Annotated in this window: 25 protein-coding genes and 1 tRNA gene; 20 read left to right on the forward strand and 6 right to left on the reverse strand. The window is 64.7% G+C overall.

Annotated elements, in window-relative coordinates; translation table 11 throughout:
• Positions 1-8 precede the first annotated feature (8 nt).
• The 11 genes from P6U28_RS35070 (at position 9) to P6U28_RS35120 (ending at position 8,781) form a co-directional block, all read left to right on the forward strand.
• Entirely contained in the window at positions 9-1,715 is a 1,707-nt protein-coding gene (locus tag P6U28_RS35070; RefSeq protein ID WP_407123141.1) for an FAD-dependent oxidoreductase, read from the forward strand.
• 209 nt (positions 1,716-1,924) lie between these two features.
• Positions 1,925-2,233, forward strand: coding sequence for an EthD family reductase (locus P6U28_RS35075; protein ID WP_122405934.1), 309 nt, complete (start codon positions 1,925-1,927; stop codon positions 2,231-2,233).
• Positions 2,234-2,532: 299 nt separating this feature from the next.
• Positions 2,533-3,042 carry a hypothetical protein gene (locus P6U28_RS35080; RefSeq protein WP_122405933.1) on the forward strand — a complete coding sequence of 170 codons (510 nt, stop codon included), beginning with the start codon at positions 2,533-2,535 and terminating at the stop codon, positions 3,040-3,042.
• A gap of 123 nt (positions 3,043-3,165) precedes the next feature.
• Positions 3,166-3,987 (forward strand): alpha/beta fold hydrolase, encoded by an 822-nt coding sequence (locus P6U28_RS35085; RefSeq protein ID WP_209295494.1) that lies wholly within the window; start codon positions 3,166-3,168, stop codon positions 3,985-3,987.
• Positions 3,988-4,512: 525 nt separating this feature from the next.
• On the forward strand, positions 4,513-4,956 hold the full coding sequence (locus tag P6U28_RS35090) for a DUF2948 family protein (RefSeq protein ID WP_162500484.1): 444 nt from the start codon (positions 4,513-4,515) through the stop codon (positions 4,954-4,956).
• Positions 4,957-5,098: 142 nt separating this feature from the next.
• Positions 5,099-6,394, forward strand: coding sequence for a histidinol dehydrogenase (gene hisD / locus P6U28_RS35095; RefSeq protein ID WP_209295495.1), 1,296 nt, complete (start codon positions 5,099-5,101; stop codon positions 6,392-6,394).
• Positions 6,391-6,888, forward strand: coding sequence for a UPF0262 family protein (locus tag P6U28_RS35100; protein WP_122405930.1), 498 nt, complete (start codon positions 6,391-6,393; stop codon positions 6,886-6,888). Before hisD ends, P6U28_RS35100 begins: the two co-directional genes overlap by 4 nt.
• A gap of 72 nt (positions 6,889-6,960) precedes the next feature.
• Positions 6,961-7,428 carry an arsenate reductase ArsC gene (locus P6U28_RS35105; RefSeq protein ID WP_122405929.1) on the forward strand — a complete coding sequence of 156 codons (468 nt, stop codon included), beginning with the start codon at positions 6,961-6,963 and terminating at the stop codon, positions 7,426-7,428.
• A 157-nt stretch (positions 7,429-7,585) separates the two neighbouring features.
• Positions 7,586-8,215, forward strand: coding sequence for a Maf-like protein (locus P6U28_RS35110; protein ID WP_122405928.1), 630 nt, complete (start codon positions 7,586-7,588; stop codon positions 8,213-8,215).
• Positions 8,216-8,336: 121 nt separating this feature from the next.
• A complete protein-coding gene (gene yacG / locus P6U28_RS35115) occupies positions 8,337-8,519 on the forward strand; it encodes a DNA gyrase inhibitor YacG (RefSeq protein ID WP_122405927.1) in 183 nt (60 codons plus the stop codon).
• A gap of 186 nt (positions 8,520-8,705) precedes the next feature.
• A tRNA-Phe gene (locus P6U28_RS35120) sits at positions 8,706-8,781 on the forward strand.
• A 276-nt stretch (positions 8,782-9,057) separates the two neighbouring features.
• On the opposite strand, the gene P6U28_RS35125 is transcribed toward P6U28_RS35120, so the two are convergent.
• On the reverse strand, positions 9,058-9,477 hold the full coding sequence (locus P6U28_RS35125; protein ID WP_122405926.1) for a CBS domain-containing protein: 420 nt from the start codon (positions 9,475-9,477) through the stop codon (positions 9,058-9,060).
• 115 nt (positions 9,478-9,592) lie between these two features.
• On the reverse strand, positions 9,593-10,063 hold the full coding sequence (locus P6U28_RS35130; protein WP_174221614.1) for an aminoacyl-tRNA deacylase: 471 nt from the start codon (positions 10,061-10,063) through the stop codon (positions 9,593-9,595).
• A 495-nt stretch (positions 10,064-10,558) separates the two neighbouring features.
• Between P6U28_RS35130 and P6U28_RS35135 the strand changes: the two genes are divergently transcribed.
• From P6U28_RS35135 to P6U28_RS35165, 7 genes are all read left to right on the forward strand, one after another.
• Complete coding sequence (locus P6U28_RS35135; protein ID WP_122405925.1) at positions 10,559-11,191, forward strand: DUF1326 domain-containing protein; 633 nt, start codon at positions 10,559-10,561, stop codon at positions 11,189-11,191.
• 78 nt (positions 11,192-11,269) lie between these two features.
• The gene (locus P6U28_RS35140; RefSeq protein ID WP_244607831.1) at positions 11,270-12,034 is read left to right on the forward strand and encodes a DUF2182 domain-containing protein; all 765 of its coding nucleotides are present in this window, start codon (positions 11,270-11,272) and stop codon (positions 12,032-12,034) included.
• A 227-nt stretch (positions 12,035-12,261) separates the two neighbouring features.
• The gene (locus P6U28_RS35145) at positions 12,262-14,955 is read left to right on the forward strand and encodes an EAL domain-containing protein (protein WP_129142795.1); all 2,694 of its coding nucleotides are present in this window, start codon (positions 12,262-12,264) and stop codon (positions 14,953-14,955) included.
• 292 nt (positions 14,956-15,247) lie between these two features.
• Positions 15,248-15,496: a hypothetical protein gene (locus P6U28_RS35150; protein WP_407120673.1), complete on the forward strand. Its 249-nt coding sequence runs from the start codon at positions 15,248-15,250 to the stop codon at positions 15,494-15,496.
• A 184-nt stretch (positions 15,497-15,680) separates the two neighbouring features.
• A complete protein-coding gene (locus P6U28_RS35155) occupies positions 15,681-16,355 on the forward strand; it encodes an FABP family protein (RefSeq protein ID WP_122405921.1) in 675 nt (224 codons plus the stop codon).
• Between the two features lie 19 nt (positions 16,356-16,374).
• On the forward strand, positions 16,375-17,082 hold the full coding sequence (locus P6U28_RS35160) for a RibD family protein (protein WP_209295498.1): 708 nt from the start codon (positions 16,375-16,377) through the stop codon (positions 17,080-17,082).
• 9 nt (positions 17,083-17,091) lie between these two features.
• Positions 17,092-18,363, forward strand: a complete 1,272-nt coding sequence (locus P6U28_RS35165) for an NAD(P)/FAD-dependent oxidoreductase (protein ID WP_129142793.1) — start codon at positions 17,092-17,094, stop codon at positions 18,361-18,363.
• 36 nt (positions 18,364-18,399) lie between these two features.
• Here the strand turns inward: P6U28_RS35165 and P6U28_RS35170 are convergent, their stop codons facing one another.
• Entirely contained in the window at positions 18,400-18,711 is a 312-nt protein-coding gene (locus P6U28_RS35170) for a hypothetical protein (protein WP_164936791.1), read from the reverse strand.
• 337 nt (positions 18,712-19,048) lie between these two features.
• Complete coding sequence (locus P6U28_RS35175; protein WP_122405919.1) at positions 19,049-19,396, reverse strand: DUF3088 domain-containing protein; 348 nt, start codon at positions 19,394-19,396, stop codon at positions 19,049-19,051.
• Between the two features lie 197 nt (positions 19,397-19,593).
• Between P6U28_RS35175 and P6U28_RS35180 the strand changes: the two genes are divergently transcribed.
• Both P6U28_RS35180 and P6U28_RS35185 read left to right on the forward strand, forming a co-directional pair.
• Complete coding sequence (locus P6U28_RS35180; protein ID WP_283810433.1) at positions 19,594-19,692, forward strand: oleate hydratase; 99 nt, start codon at positions 19,594-19,596, stop codon at positions 19,690-19,692.
• Between the two features lie 79 nt (positions 19,693-19,771).
• Positions 19,772-19,915 carry a hypothetical protein gene (locus P6U28_RS35185; protein ID WP_283810432.1) on the forward strand — a complete coding sequence of 48 codons (144 nt, stop codon included), beginning with the start codon at positions 19,772-19,774 and terminating at the stop codon, positions 19,913-19,915.
• A 6-nt stretch (positions 19,916-19,921) separates the two neighbouring features.
• Here P6U28_RS35185 and P6U28_RS35190 read toward each other — a convergent pair whose 3' ends face one another.
• Both P6U28_RS35190 and P6U28_RS35195 read right to left on the reverse strand, forming a co-directional pair.
• Entirely contained in the window at positions 19,922-20,500 is a 579-nt protein-coding gene (locus P6U28_RS35190; RefSeq protein WP_122406959.1) for a hypothetical protein, read from the reverse strand.
• Between the two features lie 202 nt (positions 20,501-20,702).
• A complete protein-coding gene (locus P6U28_RS35195) occupies positions 20,703-22,016 on the reverse strand; it encodes a tetratricopeptide repeat protein (protein WP_407120674.1) in 1,314 nt (437 codons plus the stop codon).
• Between the last annotated feature and the right edge of the window lie 11 nt (positions 22,017-22,027).

The raw sequence follows: 22,027 nt of genomic DNA on the forward strand, positions 1-22,027 counted from the left end.
CAGTGGCGATGGGGCACGACCAACCGCAACGAACCGACCGTCACGCGCAGATGTTGCGGTTCACGCGCCCCGAGCAGACCTTTCCGGCGCTGACACCCGCCGAGATCGCGCGGATCAGGCACTTCGGCGAAATCCGCACCTACGCGGATGGCGAGTTGCTGTTCGAGACCGGCAAGCCCGGGCGCGGCATGTTCGTCGTCCTGAAGGGCCATGTCGCCATCACGCAGCGCGACGGGCTCGGTCACGTCACCCCGGTGATCGACCAGGGGCCGGGGCAATTCCTGGCCGAGCTCAGCCAGCTCTCCGGCCGGCCGGCGCTGGTCGACGGCCGTGCCGAGGGCGACGTCGAGACGTTGCTGCTGCCGCCGGACCGGCTGCGCGCGCTGCTGGTCGCCGAGGCCGAGCTCGGCGAGCGTATCATGCGGGCGCTGATCCTGCGCCGGGTCAATCTGATCCAGGGCGGCGTCGGCGGCCCGGTGCTGATCGGACCGTCGAACTCCGCCGGCGTGGTGCGCCTGCAGGGCTTTCTCACCCGCAACGGCCAGCCGCATCATCTGCTCGATCCCGATCGCGATCGCGACGCCGCCGAATTGATCGCGCGCTATTCGCCCAAGGCCGAAGACTGGCCGCTGGTCGTCACCGTTGACGGTGCGGTGCTGCGCAATCCCAATGAGACCGAGCTTGCACGTGCCATCGGCATGATCGGCGGCGCGAAAGGCGACCGCATCTACGACGTTGCGGTCGTGGGCTGCGGACCCGCCGGGCTCGCCACCGCCGTGTATGCGGCGTCCGAAGGACTGTCCGTCGCCGTGCTCGACACCCGCGCCTTCGGCGGCCAGGCCGGTGCCAGCGCGCGCATCGAGAACTACCTGGGCTTTCCGACCGGCATTTCCGGCCAGGCGCTGACCGCGCGCGCCTTCACCCAGGCGCAAAAGTTCGGCGCCGACATCATGATTCCGGTCACGGTGAAGTCGCTCGACTGCACGCGCAAGGATGGCGTATTTTCGGTGGCGCTCGAGGGCGCCGATCCCTTGCGTTCGCGCGCGGTGGTGGTCGCGAGCGGCGCGCGCTATCGCCGGCCCGACATCGCGAATCTCGATAAGTTCGAAGGGCGCGGCGTCTGGTACTGGGCCTCGCCGGTCGAGGCGCGGCTCTGCGCCGGCGAGGAGGTGGCGCTCGTCGGTGCCGGCAATTCGGCCGGACAGGCCGCGGTGTTCCTGTCGGGCCACGCGAAAAAAGTGCTGATGATCATCCGCGGCGGAGGCCTCGGGGCCAGCATGTCGCGCTATCTCATCGAGCGCATCGAAGCGACGCCGAACATCGAATTGATGTTCAACACCGAGATCACGGCACTCGAAGGCGACGAGGCCTCGCTGCTGCGGCGCATCCGCTGGAAGAGCCGGCTGTCCGACGACGAAGATTCCGCCGACATCCGCAATCTCTTCCTGTTCGTCGGCGCTGATCCGGCCACCTCGTGGCTTGACGGCTGCGGCGTCACGCTCGATCGCGGCGGCTTCGTCGTGACAGGCGCGCAGTCCGAGCAGAACCAGGGCAAGCTGGTGGCGCCGCTGGAAACCTCCGTGCCCGGCGTCTACGCCGTCGGCGACGTCCGCTCCGGCTCGGTCAAGCGCGTCGGCGGCGCCATCGGCGAAGGGGCGCAGGTCGTAGCCTCCCTGCACGGCTATCTCGGCGACGCCGCAAAACCGGCGCTTTAGTCAAGCAGAAGGCAAGCGCATGGCAAGCCGAATCCGGCTTGCCATCGAGCCGCGCGATGCGTGACTATCCCTCATCCTGAGGAGCGCGCTTGCGCGCGTCTCGAGGGATGAAGGCCCGGATGCATCTGGGCCTGCATGGTTCGAGACGCCTGCTTCGCGCGCTCGTCACCATGAGGAATTACGATAACAAGTTTCAACGGGAGAACTAAATGGCTGAAATCGTCGTGCTATACAAAACACCAAAGGATACTGACGCCTTCGACAAGTATTATGCCGAAACGCACATCCCGCTCGCGAAGAAACTTCCCGGCCTGAAGAAATACGCCGTCAGCAAGGGGCCGGTTGCATCTCCCGCAGGTCCTTCCGGAATCCATCTCGTCGCCATCCTCACCTTCGACAGCGTGGCCGACATCCAGGCGGCATTCGCCAGTCCGGAAGGCAAGGCGACCGGCGCCGACGTGCCGAAATTCGCCAGCGGCGGTGCCGACATGCTGATCTTCGACACCAAGGACGTGTGAGGGATCGATCCAACCTTCGTCGAAAGCCTGAATGCCCGTAGATCCCGGATGGAGCGCAGCGTAATCCGGGGCAGCTATTGCATGTGGCACGTTTCCCGGATTCCGCTTCGCTCCATCGGGCTACAAACTAACAACTGCCGTCATGCGCGACGGCGCTGCAAGAAATTCAGCCATGCGTTTGTCGATTCGCACGATGACGCGTGGCTGCACCTCTGTATGTGGCGACAACGCAGGTGGCAATTCCATGAGGGCCGTAATACTACTCTCATCATCTCAATGCGGAGAGTAGGAGAGATGTCATGGTCCTTGGGTTGAGCCTGCCTGCCGTCACGCTGGTCCATGTCATCATCAGCCTGATCGCGATCGCCGCCGGCCTGGTCGTGATGTTCGGTCTGCTCGGCTCGAAGCCGATGCGAGGCCTCACCGCGATCTTCCTGCTGTTCACCATCCTCACCAGCGCCACCGGATTCCTATTCCCGTCCAGGGAGCTGCTGCCCTCGCACATCATCGGCATCATCTCGCTGGTGCTGCTCGCGATCGCCTGCGTCGCGCTCTACGGCATGAGGCTCGCCGGCGTCTGGCGTCCGGTCTACATCGTGACCGCGATGATCTCGCTGTATTTCAACGTCTTCGTGCTGGTGATCCAGTCGTTCCTGAAGGTGCCGGCGCTTGCCGCGCTCGCGCCCGCCGTACCGCCGGCGCCGCCATCGGGGCCGGTATTCGCCGTCGTGCAGGGTATCGTGCTGGTGTTTTTCGTGGTGCTGACGATCGGCGCCTGGCGCCGCTTCAGGCCGATGGCGTTTGCCTGATCACACGATTCTCGACGTTCCCAGTTGATGCGGGGCATCGCATTCGGAACGTCGCATAACCATCTGCAGATCGTCGGCGCGTGCCTGTTCGCGCGCACCAATTTCACCGAAAGAGAGTAATCCATGCCCACCATCACCAAAGACGGCGTCGAGATCTTCTACAAGGACTGGGGCGCGGGCCAGCCGATCGTGTTCAGCCATGGCTGGCCGCTCTCTTCGGACGACTGGGACGCGCAGATGCTGTACTTCGTCACGCGCGGCTATCGCGTCATCGCCCATGATCGCCGCGGCCACGGCCGCTCGGCGCAGGTCGCCGACGGCCACGACATGGATCATTATGCCGACGATCTCGCCGCGCTGACCGCGCATCTCGACCTCAAGAATGCCATTCATGTCGGGCATTCCACCGGCGGCGGCGAAGTCGTGCACTACATCGCGCGTCATGGGGAAAGCCGGGTGGCGAAAGCGGCGATCCTCTCGGCGGTACCGCCGCTGATGGTGCAGACGGCGGCCAATCCCGGCGGGCTCCCGAAGAGCGTGTTCGACGATCTCCAGAAGCAGCTCGCCGCCAGTCGCACCCAATTCTATCGCGACCTCCCCGCCGGCCCGTTCTACGGCTACAACCGCCCCGGCGCAAAACCGTCGGAAGCGGTGATCCAGAACTGGTGGCGCCAGGGCATGATGGGCGGTGCGAAAGCGCACTACGACGGCATCGTTGCGTTCTCGCAAACCGATTTCACCGAGGACCTGAAGAAGATCAACGTGCCTGTGCTGGTGATGCACGGCGACGACGATCAGATCGTGCCCTATGCCGACTCGGCGCCGCTCTCGGCCAAGCTGCTCAAGAAGGGCATTCTGAAAACGTACAAGGGATTCCCTCACGGCATGCCGACAACGCACGCCGAAACGATCAACGCGGATCTCCTTGCGTTTTTCAAGGACTGAGGCTCTTGCCCTGGAGGGCAGGGTCGATCGCGCGAAGCGCGAGCGGGGTGAAGCGATCTCTCCAATCGGGCACTGCTCAATGCGGAGAGACCGTCACCCCACCCCGTCTCATATTCCGCAGCGCTCCAGGTGAGACGACAAGATCCCTTCGTCAACCATGAAGGCTTGGTGGTGCGGCTGTTGCCGCAGCCTCGCCGCCGGCTGGGCCCGGTGAACCTTGCCGGCTATCCCGGCGGACCGACCTCATTGCGAACGGCCCTGGCGTCAATAAATCCATTGGGTCGGCCGATTGTCGCAGCCGTTGACAGCCGACGGCGAAAGGTCGGTGCTACGCCGGATTTCCCCCGCGGCTCGTGACCTCGACCGAGCAGATTCGGCCGCGCCATGATCCGCGTTGCCCGGAGGGTATCCGCGCGGGATGCTGGAGATGACGGATATCAATAGCCTCTGACCTGCTAGTTTGTACGGAAATTTCGCGGCCCGCGCGCGTTGAGTCCCGTCCGCTCCAAAGGAGAAGTGTCGGCGATGTCGCCCCAGCTCAAACTGATCGCGCTCGACGCCGACGATCTCGCGGTGATCTCCACCCATGTCCAGGACGCCCGAGTCCAGACGTCCGACATCATCTGGCGGCAGAGCGAGAAGCGGCTTGTAGTCGGCATGAGCCGGCTGGATTGGGAGCAGACATTGGAGGGCGAGGCCGAGCCGCGCCGGCTGGTCGCCGCGCTCCGTTTCGACCGTGTGCTCGCCTGCAAGTCGCGCAACATCGACCTCGCTGTGCCGGAAAAGGTGCTGGACCTGATCGGCATTGAATTTCATCCCCAGGATGGGCGGCACGAGGAGCCTGGCGGCAGTGCCCTGCTTTTGTTCGCCCAGGGCGGCGCCATCCGCCTGGACGTCGAGTGCCTGGAATGCGAGCTGACCGACCTCGGGGCGGACGAGTTGGGAGTGGGAATTGAGGGGGAGGGGTGACGTGGCCGGTATACCAGCCAAACGGGCTCAGCCCTCGCCGGAACGGCATCTCCCGAGGGTTGACGCAGCTTCCCCGCCGCGCCATTGAGCAGGGGACCTGCGCCGATCCGCCCCTCAAGACCAGCCAGAAGCCAAGCGAAACATGCCCGTTCGCCTCGACCGCAGCAGCGCCGATTTTGACCAGCGATTCGCCGCCTTCCTCGCCGCCAAGCGCGAGGCTTCGGCCGACGTCGAGGCCGCCGCGCGCGCGATTGTCGATGATGTGGCCAGGCGCGGCGACGCCGCCCTGCTCGAGGCCACGGCAAAATTCGACCGCTTGAGGCTCGATGCATCCTCCTTGCGCGTCTCCGCCGCTGAGATCGAGGCCGCCGTGAAGGCCTGCGACGCCGCGACGCTGGACGCGCTGAAACTCGCGCGGGACCGCATCGAGACCTATCACCGCCGTCAGCTCCCGAAGGACGAGCGCTTCACCGACCCGCTCGGCGTCGAGCTCGGCTGGCGCTACACCGCGATCGAATCGGCCGGCCTCTACGTGCCCGGCGGCACCGCGGCCTATCCGTCCTCGGTGCTGATGAACGCCGTGCCGGCGAAGGTCGCCGGCGTTGCACGTCTCGTGATGGTGGTGCCCTCGCCGGACGGCAAGCTCAATCCGCTGGTGCTGGCGGCCGCGCATCTCGGTGGCGTCACCGAGATCTACCGTGTCGGCGGTGCACAGGCCGTCGCCGCGCTCGCGCACGGCACCGCGACGATCGCACCGGTCGCAAAGATCGTCGGGCCCGGCAACGCCTATGTCGCCGCCGCAAAGCGGCTGGTGTTCGGCAAAGTCGGCATCGACATGATCGCCGGCCCTTCGGAGGTGCTCGTCATCGCCGATGACACCGGCAACGCCGACTGGATCGCCGCCGACTTGCTGGCGCAGGCCGAGCACGACGCGAGCGCGCAATCGATCCTGATCACGGATTCGGCGCGCCTTGCCGCCGATGTCGAAAAGGCGGTCGAGGCGCAGCTGAAGACGCTGCCGCGCGCCGCGATCGCAAGCAGTTCCTGGGCCGATTTCGGCGCCGTCATCATGGTGAAGAACCTCGAGGATGCGATCCCGCTCGCGGATGCCATCGCTGCCGAACATCTCGAGATCATGACGGCGGATCCGGACGCGCTCGCCTCAGAGATCCGCAACGCCGGCGCGGTGTTCCTCGGGCCGCATACGCCTGAAGCGGTCGGCGACTATGTCGGCGGCTCGAACCACGTGCTGCCGACGGCGCGATCGGCGAGATTTTCCTCGGGGCTCTCGGTGCACGACTTCATGAAGCGCACCTCGATTCTGAAATGCGGACCCGATCAATTGCGTGCGCTGGGTCCAGCCGCGATGACGCTCGGCAAGGCGGAGGGGCTGGATGCCCATTCGCGCTCGATTGGATTGCGCCTCAATCTGTCATGACAAAGCCGCCCGAACAGGACGACTCGACCAATCGCATCGTCGCCGTCACGCTCGACGAGGACTCGATCGGCCGTTCCGGGCCGGACATCGAGCATGAGCGGGCGATCGCGATCTATGATCTGATCGAGCAGAACCTGTTCGCGCCCGATGGCGCCGAAGGGAAGGGTCCGTTCACGCTGCATATCGGCATCACCGGCAACCGGCTGATGTTCGATATCCGCCGCGAGGACGGCACGCCCGTGGTCGCGCATCTGCTGTCGCTGACGCCGTTCCGGCGCATCGTGAAGGACTATTTCATGATCTGCGACAGCTACTACCAGGCGATCCGCACCGCGACCCCGGACAAGATCGAGGCCATCGACATGGGCCGCCGCGGCATCCATGACGAGGGATCGCGCACGCTGCAGGAGCGGCTGAAGGGCAAGGTGCGGGTCGATTTCGAGACTTCGCGCCGGCTATTCACGCTCATCACCGTCCTGCATTGGAAGGGGTGAGCGCGCATGATCCCGAAAAGTGGGAACCGGTTTTCGGATCGGATCATGCGCCAAAACGAAAGAGCGTAAGCGATGGCGGGTCCGCCACGCGCACGCGATCCGCAATCGGTGCTGTTCGCCTGTGCGATGAACAGCGTGCGCTCGCCGATGGCCGAGAGCCTGCTGCAGCACATGTTTCCGCAAGGCCTCTACGTGAAGTCGGCTGGCGCCAGGAAGGGCGAGCTCGATCCATTCGCAGTGGCCGTGATGGCCGAGCTTGGCCAGGACATTTCGGCTCACAAGCCGCAGACCTTCGAGGAGCTGGAGGATTGGGAAGGGCTGAATTTCGACCTCATCATCACACTCTCGCCCGAGGCGCATCACAAGGCGCTGGATCTGACGCGGACACTCGCGGCCGAGGTCGAGTACTGGCCGACGCAGGATCCCACCACCATCGAAGGCAGCCGCGACCAGAAGCTCGCGGCCTATCGCGAGCTCTGCGACCAGCTCCTGATGCGCATCCGGCGGCGCTTTGCCAAGGCGGGCGCGGCGAGCGGGTAGCAAGCGGCGTCCGTAACACCCGCGTCACAGAGCGTAGGCACATGCGTGCTGGGCCAGCCTCGAATCACCAAACCACTGGTTCCCGGGTTGTGAAACCGGCCCCCTTCCGATAGGTTCCGCGCGCAATTCACCCCGCTTCATCCCCCCAAATCACCTGATGCTAGGCCGCCCCAAATTCGTACTTGCCTCCGGTTCGCCGCGTCGGCTGTCGCTGCTCAACCAGGCGGGCATCGAGCCGGACGCGCTCCGGCCAGCCGATGTCGACGAGACGCCGAGGCGGGGTGAGCTGCCGCGCGCCTGCGCCAATCGGCTCGCGAGGGCAAAGGCCGATGCAGCACTCAAATCGGTGCAGCTCGACGACGAGCTGCGTGGCGCCTTCATCCTCGCCGCCGACACCGTGGTGGCGGTCGGCCGCCGCATCCTGCCCAAGGCCAATCTGGTCGACGAGGCCGCGCAATGCCTGCGCTTGCTGTCGGGCCGCAACCATCGCGTCTACACCGCGATCTGCCTCGTCACGCCGCGCGAAGCCTTCCGGCAGCGCCTGGTCGAGACCCGCGTGCGCTTCAAGCGACTCTCGGAGGATGACATCCAGGCCTATATCGGCTCCGGCGAATGGCGCGGCAAAGCCGGCGGCTATGCCGTGCAAGGCATCGCCGGCTCCTTCGTGGTCAAGATGGTGGGGTCCTACACCAACGTCGTCGGCCTGCCGCTCTACGAGACCGCGACGCTGCTCGGTGGCGAAGGTTTTCCGATCCGTTTCGGCTGGCTCAACGCCACCGCAGTGTGAGTCGGCGGCCAAGCCGGCGCAGCCCGCTTCGGGCCCCTGCGGAATGCGGGGGTTGCCGTCGAAGGAACCCGTTTGCCGGCCGGCGCTTAAACCCCTTCACCTCAGGTAAACTGCCGACGTCATGGACGACGAAGTCAAAAAACCCGCAAGCCCGCTCAAGACCTGCCCGATCTGCGGCAAGCCGCAGTCGCAGGCCACCCGCCCGTTCTGCTCCTCGCGCTGCCGCGACGTCGATCTGAACCGCTGGCTGAAGGGTTCCTATGTCATCCCTGGCCGCGACGACGATCCGGATGACGTCGAATAAATAAACGATATCAATTCTTTGCGTGAATGTCCGGTCCGCCGCCGGCCAATCGCGGCAAGCCCGTCCTTCCTTGTGCACAGCCGGGCCGTGCCCGGGGAAGCCTCTTGGCGAAGCCGGGTGGACAGGCCGCCCCGAGCCCACTATAAACCGCCCGCTCGATGGGCTTTGGCCCCTCTCTTGGAGCACGCCCAGGTAGCTCAGTTGGTAGAGCATGCGACTGAAAATCGCAGTGTCGGTGGTTCGATTCCGCCCCTGGGCACCATCCCGCCTCAGCGTTCGGGTTTGACGAGGGCCGCTTCCGCTCCGATTGCATCGGAACGGGGCTCCAGATTCTTGTTTTGACGCGTTTTACGCGAAGCCGGTGTCCACTTCGTTGGGAAACGCTCCAGCCGGTTACTGCCGCTTGCCCCGAGCGGAAATGGCCGCAGAGTGCGGCGAACCGAGCTATAGTGCAGTCAATGCACCGCTCGAGAGAACTCCGCGGCCGCGGGGGGGCTGCGACCGATCCGATGAAGGTCCGGATCGAGCCGATGTTGCCTCAATGGTGCGCCGATACGCCCTTGACGCACTGGGTCAACAAATCTGCCGTGGCGGATTGCCCGACATCACCCAGGCTGATCATGCCGACCATCCGCTTGCTCTTGTTGATCACAGGCAACCTGCGGATCTTCAGTGTCTGCATGTGATGCACGGCTTTCGCCAGATCGTCGTCCTCCCGGCAGCAATGGATGCCTTCAGTCATCACGTCCCGTGCTGTCATGCGCGCGGCGTTGAAGTCCCTGCGCGCAAGCCCTTTGCAGACGATGTCGCGGTCGGTCACCATCCCGATCAAATGGTCGTCTTCGCCGATCGGAATGCAGCCGATGTCGTGGCCTTGCATCAACTTCGCGATCTCGGTGATCGGGGTGTCGGGGCTGACCCAATCGACGCCCTTGTGCATTGCCTCTTTGACTTTCATGGAGGACCTCCGTTGCGAACGCAGCCCCCGCGACTTGACTATACAACGAACCGGGCGCGACCGCACGCGTCGCCGCGACGGGCGTGCCGGGAATCATCCCCACTGTCATGCCGCGTCAGTCGTGCATACTGAAGCGTCCATGCGGTGCGTTGGCCGTCAGGCGCGCGAACTGCGCATGGGTGAGCTGAAGCAGCGTCTCGTGATCGCCGGCCTCGATATAGACCTGAGGCTGGTCGCGGATGCTGTCGTCGACGACGAGATCGAGCCCGTAGCACCGGCCGACCGCCGGAACGGCTCCGTGCGCGCAGTCCGCGAACAGCCGGTTGATCTCGGTCTCGTTGGCCATCACAAGATCTTCGCCGAGCCTCTCCTTCAAGTCCGGCAGGTTGAGATGGTGCGATGCTGGCAAGACCGCGAGCATATAGCCCCCGTCATGCCGCAGCACGACGGCCTTGGCGAGGTGATCGCCCGAGATGTGGCAAGCCTGCGCCGTGCGCGCGGATGACATGGTGAAGGCGTGAGGGATCTCGGCATACTCGATGTTCTCGGCAGCCAGATATCGGTGCAATGTGTGGGCAATGGTCATGGCGTAGCCTTTCGGATGGGTGTGCGAGCCATCCACCGTGAGGCTGCCCCCGCCGCACGATGGGCGGCCGCGTGATTGCCGGGCTTCAGCATAGGCCTTGCCCCCGAATGCCGCAATCAGAGCGTTTTCCCGGCAAAATGGCCCGTTTCCTGGATGAATTGTATTTATGTCTCAAATGGATAGGAGTTCGCAGCTTTGGTTTGAAGGGAGTGGCGCTGTGCGTATCGGGCGGGCGAGCGCCGAAGGGGCGCCACGTCCCTGACGTCGAACATCTCCGGCTGCGCCTGAGCCACTAACGCCGTTCGCTATACGCGCCCGGCTGCCGCTGATATGATGCCGGGACGGTAAACGGCAGCTCGCCACCATACTTTTCTGCGATGCCGGCTTTCTGATCGGACTCGATCCCGCTCGCGCCCTTTTTGCGTTGCCTCGACAAGAACGCTGAACAAATTCGTCAAGGGCTGCTGTGTCCCCGCTCACATTGGGAGATGTGCCATGGCTGCATCGGACTGGCGTCTCGAAGGCGAATGGATGAAGAATTGCAATTGCGCGTTTGGCTGCCCTTGCGATTTCAACGCTCTACCGACCCACGGCTATTGCAAAGGCATGGTCGGCATGCGGATCACGAGGGGGCATTTTGAGGGCGTCAAGCTCGACGGCATTTGTTTTGCCGTCGTGGTGGATTTCCCCGGCGCACTGCATCAAGGCAACGGCACGATGCAGCCCATCGTCGACCAGCGTGCCACGCCGGAGCAGCGACAGGCCCTGTTCAACATTCTGTCGGGCAAGCATTCGGCCGAGGGCACGCTGTTCCACATCTTCAGCCTGATCGTGACGACCATTCGCGACCCGGTTTTCGCGCCGTTCGAATTTTCCTTCGACAAGAATGGCCGTATCGCAAAACTCGTCGCCGGCGATGTGCTCGAGACCGAGGTGGAGCCGATCAAGAATCCCGTGACCGGCGCTCCCCATCGCGTTCAGGTGGTCATGCCCGAGGGCTTCGAGCACCGGGCTGCCGAGGTCGCGTCCGCCAATATCCGCTCGACCGGCGCGATCTCGTTCGAGACCCGGGGTACGCACAGCTCGCTCGCCAATGTCGTGCAGACGCCCGAGGGCGTTGCGGCGTGATGCGGCGCTGACACCGAGACGACATCCCGGTGTCAGCTCCTCATCGCCATCCTGGACAACTCGATGCAGGGGCGCCCGATGTTGGAACAGCTGCTCCACCGCGACCGGCTGATCGTCGCGATCGGGACCGCCGCAGTGGTGGCGCTCGCCTGGGCCTACCTCGCTGCAGGCGCCGGCATGGACACCGAGATGATGGCCGACATGCCGGACATGGCGCCGATGCCATGGACGCCGGACTATGCAGTGCTGCTGTTCGTGATGTGGTGGGTGATGATGGTCGCGATGATGGCGCCGAGCGCGGCGCCCACCGTGCTCTTGTATGCGAGCGTCAAGCGCAAGCAGGAGACTGCATCCCGCGCCGCAATCGATGCCTGGATCTTTCTCGCGGGCTATCTCGCGACATGGGCGGGATTCAGCGTCTTCGCGGTGCTGACGCAATGGGCGCTCGAGCGCTTCGGGTTGCTGTCGATGGCGATGGCAAGCACCAGCGCCATCCTCGGCGGCCTCATTGTGGTTGCCGCTGGGCTCTACCAGTTCACGCCGCTCAAGCATGCCTGCTTGCGCTACTGCGACAGCCCACTGCTATTTCTCAGCCGACACTGGCAACCTGGAACGCGCGGGGCATTCCGCATGGGACTTCGCCATGGCAGCTACTGCGTCGGCTGCTGCTGGTCATTGATGGTCCTGTTGTTCGTCGGTGGCGTGATGAATCCTGTCTGGATCATCGCCATCGCGCTCTATGTCGCCGGTGAGAAGCTGCTGCCGTTTGGCCGAAGACTGAGCCATGCGGCAGGCGGGGCCCTCATCCTGTCCGGTGCGATCATGCTTGCACGCGCGATGTGAGAAGCCCCCGCGCGGGTGTGGTAGGACACCATCACTGTCAATACCTGGACACCGCCATGCTGCTCAAAGCCGCCATGCCCCCGTGGTCATACGGACCTCGCAAGCCAAAAGCTAAGCTTTGTTCCAACCGAAACTTAAGGCTGTCCTGACTAGATTCGGGCCATGGACAGGCCCGCGTCCCGCTTTCGGCCGTGGCCGTCTCTGTGCAATCGAGGCGGAGAGAGGCGATGCTGTTTTCGGCGATCAGCACTGTTCGGCCGCTGTGGCTGGCGCGAGCGGGCATGATCATGCGCCCGAGATCACTCCGCAGGGCGGCGCTGACGGTTCTGCGCAATGCGCCACTGCAGATCGCATTGTTCTTCCTGCCCCTGGTCTGGATCGGCTACTTCGCGATCACGTCATCGGAGCGGGCGGACGCGGTCGAGCAGGCGCGGTCGCACGGCGATAGCGTCGCCGAATTGTTCGAGGAAAACACCGAACGTATTTTCGAACAGGTCGATCAGTCGTTGCTGGTGGTGCGCGCACTTTACGCCCAGGACCCGCTGACCTTCAGCCTGAAGTTCTGGTCCGACAAGACCCGCATTGCGAGTGGCGACGTGGTTCAGTTCTCGCTGATCGGACCGGACGGCTACTTGCTCGATACCACGGCGGGCTATTCCGGCCCGCCGCTCTATCTCGGCGATCGCGAGCACTTCATCGAGGCCATGGCGCAAGCCGATGATAGCCTCTACGTGGCGAAGCCGGTGGTGGGGCGGGTGTCGCGCCAGTGGACCATCCAGCTCGCGAGAAAGGTGTTCGACCTTGCCCGGAATCCGGCCGGCGTAGTCGTCGGCTCGATCAGCGTGGACCTCATCGGCAAGTTCTACGAAACGGCAAAGCTGGGAGCCGGAGGAACGCTGGTGCTCAGGAATGCGAACCATGTCGTGCTCGCCGCGCGCGGCGTGGACCAGGGCTCCGTGCTGGGACAACGCGCGCCGAACCGCGTCGAGGGTGAGCTGGGAGACGGCTTCTATGCACAATATTGGAACGAGAACCGGCCGAACCGCAGTGACCGGCTGATCACCGCGCGCAGGTCGCTCGCGTTTCCGCTCATCCTCACGGTCGGCATTTCGGAGCAGGAGATCTATTCCCGCGCCGCCTTCAGACAGAAGGTCTATCTCGGCGGCACGTTGCTGCTCACGTTCATCATCGTGGCCGCCGCGGCATTCCATTGGCGGCGGCAACAGGCGCTGGATCGTGCCCACCGTGAGCTGCGCGATTTTGCCGGCAAGTTCGAGGATGCGCTCCGAAACCTTCCGCAGGGCTTGAGCATGTTCGACGGCCGTGACCGCCTGATCGCGTTCAACCGGCAATGGCTCGAACTCTATGGGCTGGTGCCTGAGGAGATCCGGATCGGCATGGATTTCCGGGATGTATTCGCGAAACAGACCGCCGTGCTCGACGTCGGGGCTTATCTCGTCGATCTGAAGAATCGGCTCGCTCAATCGGAGCACACGTCCAACACCGTCCAGTTTCCGGATGGACGGGTCGTCTACATCTCCTACGGCCGGCGCGAGAGCGGTGGCTGGGTCGCCACCCACGAGGACATCACCGAGCGCAAGGCGTCCGAGGACCGGATCGAGAAGCTCGCGCACTACGACAGCCTGACCGGCCTTGCCAATCGCAATCTGTTCAAGGAGCGTATTGACGAGGCGCTGGCCGGCTCGCGCCCTCTGGAGCCTACGTTTGCAGTACTCCTGCTGGATCTCGACAAGTTCAAGTCCGTCAATGATGCGCTCGGCCATCAATGCGGCGACGCGCTCCTGAAGCAGGTCGCCGTCCGGATCAAGGCGCAGATCCGTGACATCGACATGGCGGCCCGGATCGGCGGCGACGAGTTTGCCGTGATCGTGGCGCCGGGCCGGGCCGCGATGCGCGGCGGCGCTGCAAGTCTGGCGGCGCGGCTGGTCCAGGCCATTGCCGAGCCCTATCATATCGATGGCCATCCGGTCGTGATCGGCTGTAGCATTGGCCTTGCACTCGTGCCCGAGCACGGCACGCGGGTCGACGAGATCCTTCGCAACGCCGATCTTGCGCTCTACAGGTCGAAGAATGCCGGCCGAAGCTGCTTCCACGTCTATTCAGCGGAGCTCAAGGCCGAAGCGGAGCAGCGCAACGTGCTCGAGATCGAGCTGCGCGAAGCGATCTGGCGTGAGGAGATCGAGGTGTTTTATCAGCCCGTGATCGAGCTGGGCACCGGTCGGGTAAAATCGGTCGAGGCCCTGGCGCGCTGGCATCACCGCAGCAGGGGCTACATTCCTCCGGCAGAGTTCATCGCCGTTGCGGAGGCGGGGGGACTGATCGTCGAGCTCGGCAATCAGGTGCTCGCCAGAGCCTGTCGCGATGCGACCAGCATGCCGGCCGACGTCAAGGTCGCCGTCAACCTCTCTGCCCTGCAATTTGCCGGCACCAATCTCGTCGACGCCGTGACGTTTGCGTTGGTGGAGAGTGGCCTTCCGCAAACCCGGCTCGAGCTCGAGATCACCGAGAGCGTATTTCTCGCCGACACAGAGGAGAACCTCAAGACGCTTCAGCGCCTCAAGGCGCTCGGCGTCTCCATTGCCCTCGATGATTTCGGTGTCGGTTACTCGTCATTGTCCTACCTGACGGCGTTTCCGTTCGACAAGGTCAAGATCGACAAGTCATTCATCGACCGGATCGATCGAAGCGAGACCGTCGCCGTGCTGAAGTCCATCGTGCAGCTCGCGAAGACGTTGAAGCTGTCGATCGTCGCCGAGGGGGTCGAGTCCTCTGAACAGGTCAGAAGGCTCCAATCACTCGGCATCCCGCTCGGCCAGGGATTTCACTTCAGCAAGCCCGTGCCGCTCGCCGGCCTCTCCTGGCAAGACCGCACGGGGCGCCGCAAAGGTCGGGCGGCGTGAGCCGAATGCCTTCGGCGTTTGTCATCATGGCGCCACTGCAGCCCTTGCATCCAAGAGCAGAAGCTGAGCAGGTGATCTTCCTTCGTATAAATTGCCTCGGATTATGAATGCCTTAGACGATAAGGCTTGGTCGGCCCACTGACACGTTCGGCCCCCGACGAGAGCCGAAGCAGCGCCGCGCGGAGCTAATTCCCAAGCCAGATCGCGGCCCGACATTTCCTGGCACTGTGCTTGCTCAAGCAGGGCCCAAGCCAGGCCTCGGCGAAGAGGCCGTTTCAGGTTGAGGCAAGCGATGCAGGAAGTGTCCCGTTCTGGTGCTGCTGATGAACTCCGGCTCGACGCGTTGATCGCGGATTTGTGGTGGCGCGTTCGACTGATTAACACCGATATTCTCGAGGAAGAAGCTCGCGCCGGGGTGTTCGACGTGCACCAGCCGACTTACCCGCTTCTTGCGCTCAACCTTCGCGCCCGACGCGATAATCTGGTCGAGACGATCGGCATGCTCGAGCAGCGTGCGAGATCAACGTCGGAGGCGGCTTGAGAGTGGCTTGCGGCTTACACCGGCAACGTCAGCAACGGCGGCAGCCTGCAGGCTGTCGCTTCGAGGACGGGGCCGAATGCAACGAGCATCATCGCATGGCTCGAATGCCTGTCGGCGGCATGAGTTGAATTCACGCCGCGCCTGCCTGTGATATTGGTGGCCCCGACAACCCCGCGAGGCCTCTATGCTCCCCATTCCCGCCGATATCTTCACCGAGCCCGAGGACGTCTCGCCCGACGGACTTGCCAATCTCGGCCCGCTCCGCCGTCTTGCCGGCACCTGGCAGGCCGACAAGGGCATCGACATCAATCCGAAGGCGGAAGGGCCCGAGCGGCGGACGTTCATCGAGCGCATCCGAATGGATCCGATCGATCCGCAGGCCAACGGGCCGCAGCTGTTGTACGGGCTGCGCTATCACATCCACATCAACACACCCGAGGAAGACATCACGTTCCACGACCAGGTCGGCTACTGGCTGTGGGAGCCGGCGACCGGTCTGGTCATGCAGACGCTGGCGATCCCGCGCGGACAGGTGCTGCTGGCCTCGGGCAAGGCCGGGCCCGATGACAGGACAATCTCGGTCACGGCCAAGCGCGGCGACACCGCTTACGGGATCTGCTCGACCGATTTTCTGGAACAGGCCTTCCGCACCGATGCTTACCGCTGCGACATCACCTTCAACGACGATGGCAGCTGGACCTATCTGATCCAGACCGAGTTGTTCGTGCGCGGCGCGCCGTTCAATCATCGCGACACCAACACGCTCCAGCTCGTCGCGCCGCCAAAGCTCAATCCGCTGGCGTTGATCGTGAACGCGCGCGCCAAGGAGAATGCAGGCGGCGATGGATCGGCGGCCTGAGCGCTACTCGGAGGATTGCATGAAGCCGTATGTCATCTGTCTGATGCACTCGAGCCTCGACGGCCGCACACATCCCAGCCGCTGGCGTCCGAAGGGCGCAGGCACGGATTGGTTCGAAAAAATCCACGACGAGCTCGGCGGCGATGCCTGGGTGATCGGCCGCGTCACCGGGTCGGAGTTCGCCAAGGGCAAGCCTTATCCCGCGACGAACGCGAAATTTCCACGCGAGAACTGGTTTGCGCAGCGCGATGCGAAAATCTATGGGGTCGTGCTCGATGCCCAAGGCAAGATCGGCTGGGGGCGTGCGGACATCGGCGGCGATCCGATCGTCGTCGTGCTGACCGAGAACGTTCCGGATTCGCATCTCGCTGGCCTACGCGGCGAGGGCGTGTCCTACATCTTTGCCGGTAAATCCGAGATCGACCTGGCCCTGACGCTGGACATTCTCAGCCATGAACTCGGCGTGAAGCGTCTGCTGGTCGAGGGCGGCGGCGTCGCCAACGGCGCGTTCCTGCGCGCCGGCCTCATCGACGAATTCAATCTGGTCCTCAGCCCCGCGATCGACGGCGCGAAAGGCGCCCCCTTCGTGTTCGATTCGACCGAGGCGGACAGCGAGCGGCGCGCGCCGATCACGGCGATGACGCTGGAGAGCACGCGCGAGCTCGGCGGCGGCGTCCTGCTGCTGCGATATCTGATCGAGAACGATCCTCAAGCCGCGAGCCGGTAAGGCGCGGCCATGTCCGATACATCCGAGCACATCGTGATCGTCGGCGCGGGCGCGGCCGGCCTGATGGCGGCGCGCGAGCTGGCGCGTGCCGGCCGCAAGGTGACGATCCTGGAAGCGCGCCAGCGCTGTGGCGGTCGCATTCATCCGCTACCGGTCTCCGAGTTCGGCTATCCCGCCGATGGCGGCGCCGAGTTCGTTCATGGCGAGGCGCCGGTCACGCGCGCACTCCTGCGCGAGGCCGCGCTGTCGCTTCAGGAGATCGAAGGCGAACAGTGGAGCTTTGACGGGACGAAGCTTTCGCGCGAGGATCGCCTCGATCCTCACGAAGCGGAGCTTCAGGCCGTGCTAGGGGACTTGAAGGACGACCTCACGGTCGCCGACTTCCTGCGCCGGCATTTTTCCGGGGACGAGTACGCGTCGATGCGCCATTCGATCGAACGGATGGTCGAGGGGTATGACGCGGCCGATCCTGAGCGCGCGTCAACGCTAGCGCTGCGCGCGGAATGGATGGATGGCGGACACGCTCCCCAGGCGCGCATCGATGGTGGATACGGCGCGATGATCGACGTGCTGGCCGCCGACTGCCGCAGGCACGGCGTGACTATCCGTCTCGGTTGCGTCGTATCGGCCATTGCGGAGGAGGGCGGCGCGGTAGCCGTTCGATGCGCCGGCGGCGATGTGCATGCCTGCGATCGCGTGATCCTCACCGTGCCGCTGCCGCTGCTGCGCGAGATCGCGCTGCCGGCGGGGGCGCGCGCGAAGCTTGCTGCTGCCGACGACATCGGCTTTGGCAATGTCATCAAGATCGTACTGCGCTTCGCACGGCCATGGTGGCGCGAGCGCAAGGAAGACCTTGCGGACATGACCTTCCTGCTGTCGGACCAGGCGATCCCGGTGTGGTGGACGCAATATCCGAGCCAGCATGCCGTGCTTACGGGCTGGTTCGGCGGTCCGCGCACGATGGAGCTGGAAAGCCTCGATCCGCAAGGCCTGATCGAGGCCGGGCTTGGCTCGCTCGCCGCCGTCTTCAGCCTGCCGCGCGATGACATCGCGCGCCAGCTGGTGGCCGGAGCTGCGGCCAACTGGGCGCATGATCGCTTCGCGCGCGGCGCCTATTCGTGGGCGACGCCGCGGACGCGCGAGGCACAAGCGATCCTCTCGCGTGCAGGCGGGCGGGTGCTGTTTTCCGGCGAAGCACTCTATCGCGGCCGCGACATGGGCACGGTCGAGGCGGCGCTCGCGAGTGGCCTGGAGACGGCGGGGATGATCTTGCAGGGATAGCAAAAGAGGCCCGCATCTCTGCGGGCCGCTTGCGTCTTACCAGCGTCCGCCGCCGAAGCTGAACGTCACGCCGGGACCGCCGCCGTAGTACCCATAGGGGCCGCCGCCGTAATAGCCGTGGCGCGGGTAATAGCCGTAGCTTCTGTAATAGGGCCGGTAATAGCCGTGATGAGGACGCCAATGATGGTGGTGACCATGCCAGCGATGGTGCCTGCGCTGTGCGCTGATGTCGGTGGACTGGCTTTCCTGCGCGGTCTGCCTGGCGCTCGTGCCACCGGCTGCGTTCGCCGCCGATCCGCCAGTAAGCGCCGCAGCGCCGACGGCCATCGCGACAATGAGATATTTCATGTCATCACTCCAGTTGAATGTCGTGTGACAACAGATGAGCATCCAGCGTGTTCCCGCCAGTGCGGGCGTCGAAACGACGCAGATGTGAGGTCCGATCAACACGCGTTAACGTCTGTGAATGTTCGAATGCCGCGCGTTCTATCTTCGCATGACGATGCGTCGGCTGCGGACTTGTGCCCCGAACGCAGCGCAGCGTCTCCTAGATGATGCGATGCTGAGCCGGGGCCCATGTTCCTGGTGTGTCGGCTGCGTGGGTCCCGGCTCTGCGCAGCAGCGCAAGGAACGCTGCAGCGCGTCCGCGACACGGGAGTGAGCACGCAAATTTTCGCGCACACTCTCACGGATGCGGATCGGGAAAGCCGTGGCGCTCGGAGAGCGCGGCGAGGATTGCGTCCTTGTCGGCGATGAAGGCGCGGCCCTGGTGGCTGCCGGTCTGGTGCGGCGACGTCGCCCCAGTCGCGAGCACGAGCAGGGGCAGCGATTGGTTCTCCTCGCCGACCAGCGCAATCACGGCTTGCCGAGGCCGTGGCCAGGGGATTCGTTCGACATCGAGCTTTTCGGCGAGCTGTGGAAACGAGGCCAGCACGCCCTCGATCAGCGCGCAGTGCCAGCAATAGAAGCTTTGGCCGGGAAAAGCCGGATCCTCGAAACCGGGCTGCAGCAGAAACAGGCGGTCGCGCGTCATGGGTCGTTCCGAAGCTTGGCCGCGATGTCACCGGGGAATCACTGACGTCGTGAAAGGACGCCATGGCGAGGCCAATCAGTCAATCGGCTCAACTCAAGTGATCTACAGGCAGCCTGCCCTTGATCAAGCGCAACTTTGACCGCGCGCCGCGCGATGCAATGTCGCCGCGACATTCGAACGGGACGTCGAGGCAGGTCATGAAGCCGTATTTCATCGGCGGTGGCATTGGATCGCTCGCGGGCGCGGCGTTCCTCGTTCGCGATGCGCAGCTGTCGGGGCACGACATCGCGATCTAGGAGGCGCAGCCGCTGGTCGGCGGCAGCTTCGAATGGCACGCAGCTCGCGAACGGCGCCTACTCGCTCCGCGGCGGGCGCATGCTCACCACCGACCATTACGAATGCACCTGGGATCTGCTCTCGAGCATTCCCTCGCTCGAACATCCCGGCCTCAGCGCGAGGAGATGGTCGCGTTCAACGTGGAGAACCCTGCGCACTCCAGGGCACGGTCACTCGCCGTGATCTGAGCTACTTGAACGGGTCCTGGATCGACGGTGCCGACTGGCGAATGCGGCGCACGCTGACCGGCGTGCCGTCGGAGACGAATAGGAGCTCGTAGGTCCGGCCATCGCTGTCGGTCGCCGAGCAGGTGACGTCGTGCACCTTCCTGGCGGCGAAATTGCCGGTCTGGCGGCAGATGCCGGTGGAGGTCTGCTCGGCCGGCACCGGCAGGCCGTCGACCCTCGGGCGGTCCTTGGAGTTGAGCAGCATGCGGTCGATCGGCAGCTCGTAAGAATTGTCGTCGGCGCGCTTGCCGTTCTCGCCCGAGAACGACACGACGTGGCTGTCGTCGCTGGGATCGTCGACCGCGACCGCGAAATTGACCCGGCCCTTGTCGCCGTGGGCATAGGCCACTGTCTTGCACGGGAAGGTGCGGCCTGCGACCCTCAACGTCTTGCAGTGGCCGGACATCAGCGCCAGCAGATCGATGAAGGCGTTCTGCTGCAACTGCGGATTGTCGAGCGGAATGGGTTTGGAAGTCTCGGCAAAACAAGGACTTGCCAGAGCCACGGTCAAAGCGGCGAGGACCGGTCGGCAGAGGCGCATCGTCGGGCTCGTGTGCCAGAGGGCCGTGGCGGCGGAAAGGTTCCGCACCATAACGATCGTATCGCAAATTGGTTGCGATCTCGTTTGTTCTGCAAGTCCCGTCTGGAATACCACCTTGTCACCCCGACAGCGATTCGTCCAAATCGCCCAATCCGTCCCAAGAGGCACCTGCCATCAGAGCGGTGTTTTTTTCGTGGCGGAGCTAGCCTATCGCCCCCTGCCAGCGCTTATCGCGCAGGGACGGCCGGCGGTGCAGACGGGCGTCCAGCACGGCACGGGCGCGGGGCAGCTCACCGCTGCGCATGAGCGCGACGATAAAGGTATCCTCGATCAGCTCGCGTTGGGCATGGCTGCCGCCGATGCGCACGACCTCGCCGAGGAGCGGCGCGAGCATCTGCACGCAAGTCCCGTAATCCTCATCGACGAAAGCCGCGAGCGCCCGGAAGATCGCCGGCACCACGGGGCCGGCCGGCAGCTTACCGTCAGCGAGCCGCTGCTCGATCACCGCAAGGCGCGCGGCCAGCGCCTCGCGGTTCTGCGTGGCGGCCGCGAACAGCGCCATGTGGACGTCGGCAAAGGACAGGCTCGACTTCGGAAACAGCTTTTGCGCCGCGGCGTCGGCCTCGCGCCACAGCGCCTGCGGCACGGTATGACCGTAAGCCGACAGGCGCCAGAGCAGGGAGGCGCTGTCGGTGATGACGTTGAGTGGCGGCGCCCGCGTCGCGGTGGGCTGAAGCACGTCGGCATAGATCGCAAGCGCCCGTGCGGCGTCGCCATGTTCGAGCGCGCCGAGCGCCTGATGCCAGCGGATATGGCCGTGCAGGATTCCGGCGCGGTCGTAAGTCGGAATCCAGTCGTCGACGAGACGATCGGCCGCGTCGATCGATCCATCCTCGAACATCGCGTGCAGGACCGCATGTGCAGCGTGGGCGTTGGCCCGGCGCAGATTGAAGCCGCGCTCGGTGACGGCGCGGCCGCGCGCGACGTCGCCATTCTCCGTCATCGCCCAACCGGACATGGTGAGGAACCACCAGTCCTCGCCGTAATGCTGCGCGACGCGCTCGCAGAGCTCGTGCCGGGCCCGATCGTGGTCGGCCATGCCGGAGAAGGCGAACAGGCCGAACGCGCCGAGCGGCAGCGACAGCACCACGGCGTCGCGGGGCCATGCGTCGACGTGCTTCAGCGTCGATGCGATCGCCTCCGGCAGCCGGCCCTCGATCGCGAGCGCCAGCGTCTCGACATGCGAGCGCTCGCGCTCGGCGCCGCGCTTGGCGACGAGCTCGCGCGCGAGCGCCGCCTTCTGCCGCGCGAGATCGCCCTGCTGGTAGAAAGCATGCACGCGGCCGCGGGCGATATGGGCCAGCGCGAAGTCCGGGTCCGCCGTGATCGCGCACTCCAGCGTCTCCGCCGTGCCGGTCCACCCCGAAAGCATGAGATCGACGCCCTCGCGATAGGCGCTTGCTGCCTCATGCGAGGTGGTGGAGAGCGGAAAGCCGTAGCGGTCTTCAAGCGCCATCGTGGTCTCCC

Origin of the sequence: Bradyrhizobium sp. STM 3561 (assembly GCF_045571455.1) — a bacterium.
Classification (GTDB): Bacteria; Pseudomonadota; Alphaproteobacteria; order Rhizobiales; family Xanthobacteraceae; genus Bradyrhizobium; species Bradyrhizobium vignae.